At 69.7% G+C, this 11,276-nt stretch carries 9 protein-coding genes; 1 reads left to right on the top strand and 8 read right to left on the bottom strand.

Annotated features, from left to right (window positions below):
• From AC1DW0_RS26955 to tssK, 5 genes are all read right to left on the bottom strand, one after another.
• The coding region (locus tag AC1DW0_RS26955; protein WP_477949099.1) for a type VI secretion system contractile sheath small subunit at nucleotides 1–464 on the bottom strand (464 nt) is incomplete at its 3' end.
• Nucleotides 465–631: 167 nt separating this feature from the next.
• Nucleotides 632–1,240 (bottom strand): type VI secretion system-associated protein TagF, encoded by a 609-nt coding sequence (tagF, locus tag AC1DW0_RS26950; protein WP_477949097.1) that lies wholly within the window; start codon nucleotides 1,238–1,240, stop codon nucleotides 632–634.
• Nucleotides 1,237–4,779 carry a type VI secretion system membrane subunit TssM gene (tssM, locus tag AC1DW0_RS26945; RefSeq protein ID WP_477949095.1) on the bottom strand — a complete coding sequence of 1,181 codons (3,543 nt, stop codon included), beginning with the start codon at nucleotides 4,777–4,779 and terminating at the stop codon, nucleotides 1,237–1,239. Before tssM ends, tagF begins: the two co-directional genes overlap by 4 nt.
• 2 nt (nucleotides 4,780–4,781) lie before the next feature.
• Nucleotides 4,782–6,128 (bottom strand): DotU family type VI secretion system protein, encoded by a 1,347-nt coding sequence (locus AC1DW0_RS26940; RefSeq protein WP_477949093.1) that lies wholly within the window; start codon nucleotides 6,126–6,128, stop codon nucleotides 4,782–4,784.
• A gap of 35 nt (nucleotides 6,129–6,163) precedes the next feature.
• Nucleotides 6,164–7,501 carry a type VI secretion system baseplate subunit TssK gene (tssK, locus tag AC1DW0_RS26935; RefSeq protein ID WP_056194134.1) on the bottom strand — a complete coding sequence of 446 codons (1,338 nt, stop codon included), beginning with the start codon at nucleotides 7,499–7,501 and terminating at the stop codon, nucleotides 6,164–6,166.
• 169 nt (nucleotides 7,502–7,670) lie between these two features.
• Here tssK and AC1DW0_RS26930 point away from each other — a divergent pair, with 169 nt between their 5' ends.
• A complete protein-coding gene (locus tag AC1DW0_RS26930) occupies nucleotides 7,671–8,231 on the top strand; it encodes an OmpA family protein (protein WP_477949091.1) in 561 nt (186 codons plus the stop codon).
• Between the two features lie 61 nt (nucleotides 8,232–8,292).
• On the opposite strand, the gene AC1DW0_RS26925 is transcribed toward AC1DW0_RS26930, so the two are convergent.
• The 3 genes from AC1DW0_RS26925 to tagH are packed head-to-tail and all read right to left on the bottom strand — an operon-like array spanning nucleotide 8,293 to nucleotide 11,237.
• Nucleotides 8,293–8,700, bottom strand: coding sequence for a DUF4280 domain-containing protein (locus AC1DW0_RS26925; RefSeq protein WP_057297205.1), 408 nt, complete (start codon nucleotides 8,698–8,700; stop codon nucleotides 8,293–8,295).
• Between the two features lie 10 nt (nucleotides 8,701–8,710).
• Entirely contained in the window at nucleotides 8,711–9,460 is a 750-nt protein-coding gene (locus tag AC1DW0_RS26920; RefSeq protein ID WP_457356284.1) for a PP2C family protein-serine/threonine phosphatase, read from the bottom strand.
• 10 nt (nucleotides 9,461–9,470) lie between these two features.
• The gene (tagH, locus tag AC1DW0_RS26915) at nucleotides 9,471–11,237 is read right to left on the bottom strand and encodes a type VI secretion system-associated FHA domain protein TagH (RefSeq protein ID WP_477949089.1); all 1,767 of its coding nucleotides are present in this window, start codon (nucleotides 11,235–11,237) and stop codon (nucleotides 9,471–9,473) included.
• Nucleotides 11,238–11,276 lie beyond the last annotated feature (39 nt).

The following is an 11,276-nucleotide window of genomic DNA, read 5'->3' as shown; positions in this document are numbered from 1 at the left end:
GCGCCGGCCGACGGGCTGGCGCCGCGAGCGCGCGCGCCGCGGCCCGCGCGCGAGGCCTTCTGGGTGCTGCCGGCGAACTTGGCGACCTCGGCGGCGGCCTTGTCGAAGCTGGCGGTGTTGTTGAGGCGTTTGCGCAGGTCATTGAGCTTTTTGAACAGGTCGAGCTCGCGGAACAGCGTGTCGGGATGGAAGGAGTCCAGGTCGGCGAGCGGGATCTCGACCGGCGCGCCGTCGGTGCCCACCGGAAGGTTCAGCGTGATGTTCTGCTGGCCCAACCAATCTTCGAGCGAATCGAATTCGACGGCGCGCGGCTTGCGGCGGGTGAGCTCATCGCCGGTGTCCAGGCGGCCGGCCGCGGCGCCCGCGCCGAAGTCGCCCAGCAGCGCGATGCGGATCGGCCGCTTGGCAGCCCAGGCAGGAGCGGGGGCCGAAAGTTGGCCGTAATTGGGGGTCCAGTCGCTCATGGTGTCCAGAAGCTGTGAATGGGCTCGGCGCGGCCGAGCAGACCGTTGCGGCGGCGCCAATCAAGGCGCAAAGCGCAGCCGTGGCGTGGGCTACGGCGAGCATTTGCAACGCCGAGTGGCGGCGTTGCGGCGGGATGAGCGGCTGTGCGGAGTCCGTTCACAGCTTCTCAAGGTCTGAAAAGGGCGGCGAAGGCCGCGCCTTGGGGGAGGGCGGGCTGCACGCTCGGGCCGCCACCGGCATGCAGCCACAGGCTGCAGCCTTGCAGGCCGTCCCAGGCGGCCTGGCTGAGCAAGGCGGCCAGTGCCGGCGGCAGGCCGTTGTCGGGCAGGGAGGTCGGAGGCGGAACATCGGCCAGGGCCGCATCCAGCGTCTCCGCACTCCAGTCGTCATGCAGCGCGTTGACGGCGATCTCCTCGATCTGGCCGGCCCATTGCCACAGCGCGGCCACCTGGGCGCCGTCGTTGGGGCGCGGCAGGGGCGGGCTGATGACGACCAGGGGGAAGTAGCGGCCCACCCGGTCCACCGAAGGGATCATCACGCCGACGCGCAGGCCTTCACCCGAACCGTCAGGCAAGGCGCCGGGCAGCAGCGCGAAGCGCCAGGCAGGGCTGGCGAGGTAGTCGTTCAGCCAGGTATCGGGCGCGTCCACGCGCAACTGGTGCAGGCCGGCGGCCAGCCAGCCATCCCACTGCGCGATCCATTCCGGAGTCAGCCGGCGCGACGCGAAATCGCCGAGCGCCGGCAACTTGCCATACCAACCGGCAACGCCGCTCACAACGCCCCCGGGCAGCGGAACTGCTGCAGCTCGCGCAGCCGGAACGGATTGAAGACGCTGCTGGCCGTGACCTCCAGCCGGGCGCGATGGCCGTCGAGGTTGATGACGACGACGAAGCGCTCGGGCTGTTGCGGCGAGCCCTGCACCTCGAAGCGGTCGAAGAGGCGGAACAGCGCCCAGGGGCCGTCGAAGGTCACCGGCGTGCCGCCCGGCTGGCCGCTGAGCTTGATCTGCGAACTCAGGCGCGCGCCCGGCCATTGCAGGCTGACGGCCTGGTTGCTGCCGGCGGTGAACTTGCTGACCTGGCCGTCGATGTCCAGCGTCAGCTCCTTCAGGCCGTCATTGAGCTCCAGCACGCGCACGTCGACGCGGAAGGCCGGGGCCTTGCCGCCGCCGCGGAAGAAGACCTCGCGAATACGGGTGGCGCGCTGGAAGTCGGCCAGGGCGGCCGGCGACACCGGCTTCGCTCCATCACCCGTGGGCCGGAAGCTCCAGGGGTTGGTGCCGACATCGACCAGGGGGCTGAGCTTGCGCGTGAAGAAGTCATCCATCATGCCGCCGGGGGCAAAGAACTGGCCGAAGTCTTCCGGCAGCACGTCGACCTTGGAGCCCTGTGCGACCGGATAGCGGCCGGCGATGGCGCGGCTGCAGAACTCGCTGACCGGTTGCAGTTCGCCGGTCAGGCTCTGGCGCTCCACCAGGCGGCTCTGGTTGTCGGCGGCTTCGGCCAGCGTCTCCAGCGCACCGCGCAGCGGCTCGGGCTGTTGGCCGGCGGCGGCCTTGAGCTTGCCGCCACCACCCCCCGCGGGCGGCGGCGATTTGCTCTTCAAGGCTTCCTGCACGGCGCTGAGCTGCACATAGACCTCGTTGAACATCTTCATCACATCGTCCAGCGGCGGCGGCGTGCCGGTCACGAGGCGGCGCAGCGCGGCGAAGTGGTCGTCGACGATCTTCTCCAACGGGCCGTCGCGCGAGATGGACGTCGGTGCCTTGGCCTGGTTGCCGGCCAGGCGGGCCAGTTCGCCACCCTTGGCGAAGACGGCGTCGTCGGCGCGCTTGTTCAACTCCTTGTTGATGCTGTTGTCGTTGCTGACCGGGTCGATCAGCGTCGTCTCCTTGGACGCGGCGCGCAGGAAGGCGGCCAGCGGCGAATCCACCGCCGACACCAGGCGCGACACGGCAATGCCGCGGTCCAGGCCGTTGAGCTTCACGAGGCGCACGTCGGCCAGGTAGGCGTCCCAGACCTTGACGTATTCCTCCAGGTAGAGGCGGCGCACGCGCTCCACCAGGGTCTTGTCGGCCGCCTGCCGCTTGGCCGTGGCCGCGTTGGTGCCCAGCACCCAGGCCTCCTCGTCGGCGAGCTGCTTGGCCGTCTTGTCCACCGAGGTCTGGAAGGCCTTCTTGTAGCCGTCCTTGGTGAACATGCCCGGGATGCCATGGGTCAGCGGCTGGCCGCTGGCACGCACGAAGACGTTAGGGCTCTGCGGGCCGGCCGCGGCCGCCACCGTGAAGGGCGGCAGGTCGCCGTCGATCTGGGCGCGGCGCAGGCGGCTGAAGATGCGGTACTCCAGCGGGTAGGCGCCCAGCATCTCGCGCACGCTGGCCACCAGCGTCTTGTCCATCGGCTGGGCCACTTCAAACGCGCCGCGCGACAGCAGGGCGTCGAGGTGGTTCTTCAGCAGGGCCACCTTCTCGGCGCCCAGGCTGCCTTCGAGGTTGGCGTCCCAGTCCAGGCCCACCCAGGCCTGCAGGCCTGGAGCGTCCAGATGCTCGGGCGTGTAGAGCATCAGATAAGCCTTCAGCGACTCGTAGGCGAACTCGAGGTTGTCGCGGTTGGCGGTGCGCAGGCGCTCCTCCAGGCGCGCTGCGACGCGTGGTGCCAAGCCGCGTTGCAGCAGGCGGTGGTAGGACACCTGGGCGCCGGCGTCGAGCTTGTCGCCCTGGAAGAGGCCGAAGCCCAGGGACAGCGGCGGGTTGTCGAGTGCGAAGCCGGGCGGCTGGGCCGCGTCGCGGATGGCAGCCAAGGCCTCGGGCAGTGCCGAGGGGTCGCTGCCGCTGGTCGGCGGCAGGGCCTTGATGGTGTCCTGCAGGGCCGGCAGCTTGGCCTCGATGTCGGTGATGTAGCGCTGGTTGCCGAAGTAGCTGAAGCCCCAGCCGACCAGCAACGTCAGCGTGACGAGGCCCAGGGTCGCCAGGCCGGCCAGTCGCAAGCGCGCGCTACGGCGCTCGACCTGGGCGTTCTGGCCCACCAGCCCTTGCTCGACGAACACCACCTTGCGAAGCAGGTGGTTCAGGAAATAGCTGCGGCCCTTGGCCGCGGCGGGTGGCGTCAGGCGCCGCTCGACGCCGAAGGTGCGGGCCAGCGCGCCGAGCACGCGGTCGATGGGCGTGCCCTCCTGCGTGCCGCTGGTGAAGTAGACGCCGCGCAGGCGCGGGGCTTCGTCGAGCGCACCGCTGCCGCCGAAGACGGTCTCCAGGTAGCCGCCCAGCAAGCCCTTGAGCCCGCCGAACTGCTGCGGGAAGGCGAACAGGGTGGCGCGCTTGAGGGTGTCGCTCTCGGCTTCCATGCGTTCGATGAGGCGCTCGCGCAGGCGCTTCTCCAGCGACGCGAACTCGCTGCCGAAGTTGGCCAGCGTCTCCTCGCCGGGCGCCATGGACACCGGGAAACTGAAGCCGAAGACCTGGTCGCGTTCCTCCTTGCCCATGGGGCCGAAGGTCTCGTTGAAGCCGGCCAGCAGGTCGCACTTGGTGACCATCACATAGACCGGTGCGCGTACACCCAGGCGCTGCTGCAGCTCCTGCATGCGGCCGCGCACGCGCGAGGCCTGCTCCTTGCGCTGGTCGGGCGGCAGGGCCAGCAGATCCTGCACGCTGATGGTCAGCAGCACGCCGTTGATGGGGCGGCGCGGGCGTGCCTTGCGCAGCAGGTCCAGGAAGGTGTTCCAGGCCGCGGCGTCCGTTTCCTTGTCGGAGTCCTGTGTGGCGTAGCGGCCGGCGGTGTCGATGAGGACGGCCTCGTCGCTGAACCACCACTCGCAGTTGCGCGTGCCGCCGACGCCGCGCACGCTGGCCTGGCCTAGCTTCTCGGTCAGCGGGAAGTTGAGGCCTGCATTCAGCAGCGCCGTCGTCTTGCCCGAGCCCGGTGCGCCGACAAAGATGTACCAGGGCAGGTCATACAGCGAGCTGCCGCCGAACAGGCCCTTCTTGGCGCCCGGGGCCTTCTTCAACAGGCTGAGGGCCTGCGTGAAGCGCTCCTGCAGCACCGCCTCTTCCTTGGCGGAAGCGGAAGGGCCGGAGCCCATGCCCTTGACGAGGGCAGCGTTGATGCGGCGGCGCCGCATCTGCGTCCACACCAGCCGCAGGCCGCCCAGCAGCCAGACGATGGCCAGAGCAATCCAGCGCGAGAGGCTGGTGTCCAGCGGCCGGTGCTCGCCGAAGGCGATCAGCGGGCCGACCCACCAGACCAGGGCCGAGATGACGAGCAGGCCGAACACGCCGAGCGTGACGGGATGGAACAGGAAGGACAGGACTTTTTTCATGATCAACGGCCGTCCTGCACCATCAGGGTCACTTCAACGCGGCGGTTTTTCGAGCGGCCGGCCGGTGTGCTGTTGTCAGCCACCGCCTCGGCGTCGGCGCGCCCTTCGGCGCGCAGGCGGCCGATCTCGACGCGCTCGGCCAGCAGGTTGCGGAAGGCCTCGGCGCGGGCCTGCGACAGATGCCAGTTGGACGGGAAGCGCAGCGAGCGGATGGGCTGGTTGTCGGTGTGGCCGGTGATCTGCACCTGGCCCTTCATGCGCTGCAGGGCCTCGGCGATGCGCAGCACCAGCGGCCGCAGCTCCGATGACACCTCGGCGCTGCCGGGGTTGAACAGGCCATCGCCCTTGATGATGACGATGGAGCGGTCGGCCAGGTCGTTGACCTGCACCAGGCCGGCCTTGACGTCGAGGTCCAGCAGGCCGGCCAGGCGCGGCGCTGCGGGTGGCGGCGTGGGTGCGGCGACGGCGGCGGTCTTCACATCGAAGCCGCGCAACGTGGCGAAAACGGTGTCCGATGCGCCGTTGATGCTGAAGCGCAAGCCGATGTAGACCAGCAGCAGCACCAGGGCCGTGGCGGCCCAGATCACCCACAGCGGCAGCTTCTGGCGCAGGCCACCCTCGCCGGGTTCGGCACCCTGCCAGCGAGGTGACAGCGCCGGGTCGGGGTTGAGGCCTTGGCGCAGCATCTGCGCCAGGCGGGCGCGCACGCCGTCGAGCTGGGCGCGGCCGTTGTCGACGACGCGGTAGCGGCCCTCGAAACCGAAGGCCAGGCAGACGTAGAGCAGCTCCAGCAGGTTGCGGTTGGCCGGCACGTTCTCGGCCAGCTTGGCCATCAGTGCGAAGACCTTCTCGCCGCCCCAGGATTCGTTGTGGAACTGCACCAGCAGGCTCTGCGCCGCCCAGGCGCCCGAGCCGCCCCAGGGCGTGCTGGCGGCCGATTCGTCGAGCAGGGTGCACAGGATGTAGCGGCCGGCAATGACCTGCTCGTTGGGCAGGCCTTCCGCACGCGCCTTGGCCTCGAAGGCGCGGATGCCTTCGGCCAGGGCCTCCTTCAGCCCGGCGGGGTTGGGATGCTGGGCGCTGTGGCGCACGCGCGGCGCTGCTGACAGCAGCGGCATGGCGGCGGCCACCAGCGGGTTGAGGCTGGCGGTGGTGAGTGCCTCCAGCGCCATCGGGGCCTCTTTCCCGATCGGGCCGGCGGGAATGCCGGCTGGCGCGTGGCCTGGGGCCGCGGCCGGCCGGACCGGCGGCTGGGGCGCCGTCGTCGCCGCCCGGCCCGCGCTGGGCTTGATGACGGTGCGGTCCTGCCCGAAGGCGGCGAAGGGGTCGTCGTTGTTGGGATCGCTCATGGGGCGGACCGATCAGGGATCAGGGTGAGAGGGGGTCAGGCACGGATGGCCCAGAACTCCAGCTCAAGGCCGGGGAACTCGCCGGCGATGTGCATGGCCAGGCCGCCCGAGCTTTCGAGCTGCTTCCACAGCTCGTTGCCGCGGGTCTCCAGCTCGAAGTAGTTGTGGCCCGCGTGATAGGGGATCTGGCGCGGCGCGACCGGCAGCGGGCGCAGCGTGACGCCGGGCAGCTGCAGGTTGACGAGGTCGCGGATGCGCTCGACCGGGCCGATCTTGACCTGGGTGGGGAAGCGCGCCCGCAGCGCGTCGCCGGGCAGCTGGGCCGACACGGCCAGCACGAAGGTGGCGCTGCGCTGCAATTGCACGTCGGGGATGAGGGCGACGCGCACGCCGTAGGCGCGGTCCTGCAGCTCGATGGGGATGGCGGTCTGCTCCATCACCATCGACAGCGACTGGCGCAGGTCGTCGATGACCGGGCGGAAGGTGGCGGCGAGGTCGTCGTGCACATACTCGGCGTATTGGGCCGGGCGGCGGCTGTCGCGGAAGGTGGCGAGGTCGCCGGCCAGCGTCAGGCAGTCGCTGTAAAGCCGCTCCGGGTGCAGCAGCGAGACTGAGCGCAGGTGGTTGAACAGGGCCTGGTTGCGGTTGACGGCTTCCAGCAGCAGGAAGTCCGAGATCTCGCCGACACCGCCGCGGCCGGGAGCGGCCAGGCGGGCGGCAAGCGCTTCACCGCGCTGGTTCAGCAGGCCGCAGAGTTCGCGCACATAACCGTCCAGCACCGGGTGGGCCGGCGCATGCAGCAGCGGCGGCACGAAGCTGGGGTCCAGCACGACGCGGTTGTCGGCACGGCGCTCGACGACGCGGGCCACGCCCAACGTGGCGTAGCCCTCACCGGCATCGCGTTGCAGCATCAGGCGCAGGTTGAGCCGGCCGATCTGCAAGGCGGCGTCGCGGTCGAGCTGGGAATTGCTGTCGCCGACATTGACCTCGGCGGCCATGAAGCGCGGGCCCATGGCGCCGGCGGCCTGTTCGGCATCGGTCTCGACGACGCCCGGGCGCTGCAGCGTGACGGCCAGCACGACGATCTCGTTGCGGGCATCGGCCGGGATGTCCAGGGCCGCGGGTGCGGCATCGCCGCCGGGGGCGGAGAAGGCCGTGCCGTCGGGCAGCAGGCCCTGTGCCGAAGCCAGGCCCACCTTCCCCAGTGTCAACGAGGCCTCGTCCAGGCTCAGGGCACCGAAGCCCCAGGCATAGGCCACGGCCTGCTGCAGGCGTTGGCGCCACTGGTGCTCCCAGTGGCGGTCGTGCTGCTGGAAGTGCTGCGGCTGGAGGAACATGCCCTCCGTCCAGATCACTCGGTCACGCCAGGTCATGGATGGGATCGCCTCAATGGAGCAGAAAAACAGACGGTAAGCAGCCACGGCGGCCTGCGATCAGGCACTGAGTGACTGTGGGGCGCGCTTGGTTCCCCGCTCCATCGGGAACCAATCGGCAGCGACGGTCACTCAGACAGCGGTTCATTCCGCCACACGAGTACCCGTCATGAAGAAGTTTCGCCCCCTCCTGATCCTTTCCTTGTGCGGTCTCACCCTGAGTGCGGCAGCCCAGACGCCGGAGATTCCCCCTCCGGCGGCGTCCGCTGCCGACGCGGTCGACCTGGGCAAGACCGTGCCCACGGCAGAGTCCATCGCCGAAGGCCTGTTCCCTGACGACAAGTGCAAGGAACTGGAGGCTTCGGGCTTCAAGTGCATGGGCTTCAAGCCGGCCATCAAGTACTCGCTGCCGGCCACGGCCTTCAAGGTGGGCTCGGCCGAACTGCCGCCTGTGCTGAAGAAACAGCTCGACGTCTTCGCCGACGTGCTCAAGACCAAGAAGAACAGCGACCGCAAGGTGCGCGTCATCGGCCACGCCGACGCCTCGGGCACGCCGCAGGCCAATCAGGCCCTGTCCATCAAGCGAGCCGAGTCGGTGCGCGACTATCTCGTCAGCAAGGGCACCGATCCGGCCTTGCTGGTCATCGAAGGCGTGGGCTCCAAGGACCCGAAGAATCCCGCCAAGCCCAACGCCGACGAGAACCGGCGCGTCGAAATTGGCCGCAAGTGAGCTGACACCGACGCCAACAGAAAAGCCGCCCGAGGGCGGCTTTCTCTTTGCGCTTGCCGGTTCAGGGCACCATCTCGGTCATCTGACCGGGTGACACGATGCTGACGACGCCGGCATAGGCGCACATCAGCTTGGAGGTGTTGTTCAGCACCGGCATATTGGCCAGCATGACGGTCGGGGCGCCTGGCACCCAGGGCGCGGGAAAGACCGGCACGCAGGGCATGGGCGTCAGCGTGAACACGCCCTGCGCCGCCGCCGTGGCGGCCGCGGTGGCTGCGGCGACCGTCGGGTTGGCCATGCTCTTGCACGGGCCGAAGGGCTGGATGTTCACCATGGGCTTGTTGTCCATGATGTTGGCCGCAAACTGGTTGCTGGTCTTCATCTTGTTCAGCGGCAGCACTTCCAGCGCGCTGGGCTTGGAGCCGAAGGTGCACATCAGCTGGGCACCCTTGCAGACGTGTTGAGGCATGACGGTCTCCTCAATCGGGCCTGAGCCAGAGGGCCAGGCCGGTGAAGTTGTCGTGGTTGGGCTTGTCGGCCGCGGCCAGCCGCACGCGCTGGCCGAGGTCGTTCAGCCAGGCTTGCGGCTCTGCCGCAAAGGACAGCGCGATGGCGATCTCGTCGTCGGTCAGCCATTCCCACAGGCCGTCGGTGCACAGCATCAGGGCCTCGCGACCCTCCAACGGCCAGGGTTGGGGCGCGACGCTGATGTGCAGATCCTCGCCCTGGGTGCCCAGGGCCGAGTAGAGCTCGCTGCGCTTGGGATGTACCCGAGCACCGGCCTCGTCAAGCAGGCCGCCGTCGATGAGGGACTGCACCAGGCTGTGGTCGCGCGTGCGCTGGGCGAGAACGCCATCGCGGAAGGCATAGAAGCGCGAGTCGCCGCAGTGGCCCCACAGCGCGGTGCGCTCCTGCAGGTCGATGGACAGCACGACCACCGTGGAATGCATATTGCGCAGCTGCGGGTTGGCGGCGCGCTGGGCGAGCAGCTCGCGGTTGGTGTCCGCCAGCAGGGCTTCCAGCGCCTGCGGGTGGTGGGCGGGCAGGCTGGCATAGCCCTGCAGCACATGGCTGACGGCGAGCTTGGACGCGATGTCGCCGCCGCCATGGCCGCCAGCGCCATCGGCCAGCACACAGCACAGGTAGCGCTCGGAATGCCAGTGGCCGCAGGCGTCCTCGTTGTAGTCGCGGCCGCCCTGTTCCGACATCAATGCGAGCTCGATTTGCACGGGGCTCCTTCTATCGTTGTTCTTGCTCAAGCGCGTCGAGCTGCGCTTCATAGGCGCGCAGGAACTCGCGCCCGAAGACCTGGTGGAAGTCGTCCGACAGTTCACCGGCGATCTGCTGGTATTCGTTCTGGAACACCGACCAGAGCTGGGCCTTGCGCGCCGCGGGCAGCAGGCTGGACAGCACCGACTTCTGCGTCAGCCGCGATTCCAGCTGGGCGGGGTCGAAGCGCTGCAGCAGGCCTTCGAGCGCCGCGCGCATGCCTGCCAGGAAGGCGAGCTGGTGAGCGCGCAGGTCGTCGAAGGCGTCGCGCAGGGCGCGATGGGGTTCGATGAAGCCGCGCACCGACGGCCCAAGCAGGTGGCCGAGCGCCACCTCGGCCGTGGGTGAGAACTTCAGCGGGTTGTTCTCCTTGGCGACGATCATGGTGGCCTCGGCGCGTACTTCGCGCTTCAGGGCCGCACGAGCGACCAGCAGATCCACCGTGCCGCGCGCCGACTCGTGGACGAGCTGGCCCAGCAACCGCATGAACTCGGGCGTGAGACCACCGGCCGGCAGGTTGGGAATCCCCAGACCTTCACGGAAGGCGGCCAACAGGGCGGCTTGATCGGCGGGCATGCCTGGAGCCATGGGTGTGGGCTGGGCGACCGGTGCTGCCATGGCCGGCGGAGGGGGCGGCGGCATCAGCGGTGCGGCGGGCGCGGCCACGGGCGCGGCGGCTTCGGGCTTCTTGCCCGCCCGGATGATGGTGCGGCCCTCGCCGGCGCTGTCGTTCCAGGACACGACGGCGCCCGACAGCGTGCCGGATGGGTCGAGTGCGTTCAGCGCGGCCATCGAGGCAGCAGAAGGCCGCGGGTGCTGGGCCGACGAGGAGGGTGACGCGGCCGGCTTGGTGGGCGGCAGGAAGGGCCGGTTCAGCTCCGAGGTCGTGTCCGGCAGCGCCTGCCCGGCCGCGGCGGGCAGCATGCCCAGGGCCTGCATCGGGTCGGCATGGCCCGCCATATTGGGCTGGGCGACGGCCTCGCCGAGCAGGGATTGGGCCAGCGGGTTGTTGCTGGCGGGCGTGGGCGCGCCCAGGCCGAACAGCATGTCCAGCGAATCGCCGCCGGCACCGCGGCCACTGCTGGCGCCGGGCAGGTCGGGGATCAACGGTGCGGGTGCGCCGGCGCCCAGGTCCAGGCCAAGGGCACGTGCGCCGGCCGAAGGCGCCGGGGCGGCTGCCTGCCTGGGTGCGGCCACCGGCGCGAAGGGGTCCCAATCGGCCGGGATGCCACCCATCGCCGCGGGCGGTGGCGGTGCGGTGAAAGACGGCGCAGGCGCGGGCGGGGCGGGAGGGTTGGGGCCGCCGAAAAGGCCGAGTGGGTCGGCGGCCGCCACGTCACGCCGAATGCCGGGCTGGGTCAAGGCCGTGGCCGGTGCCATGCCGAAGAAGTCGGCAAAGGGGTCCGCCGCTGCGCCGCTGGGATTGCCGGCTTCGACGACGAGGACATAGCCGCCGATCTGGATCTGGTCGCCCGGCTTGATGGCGGCCTCGCGGCCCTTGCCAAGCTGGATGCCGTTCACGCTGATGGCATTGCTGCCCTGGTCGACGATGCCGAAACCGCTGCTGGCGCGGAACAGCACACGGGCGTGCACGCGTGAGATCGTGCGCTCGGGGTCGGGCAGCACCAGCTGGTTGGTGTCCGCGCGGCCGATGTCGCCGCCGAGTTCGTCGAACTGGGCGGACAGCGGCTGGCTCACGGGCAGCCCGTTGAAGGTGGTGACGTTGAGGCGAATCATGGTGAGCGATTCTCAGCGCGGCATGGGTCTGCGACGACC

The organism is Roseateles sp. P4_D2, from assembly GCF_056401875.1.
This window is presented reverse-complemented; position numbering and strand designations above follow the sequence as displayed.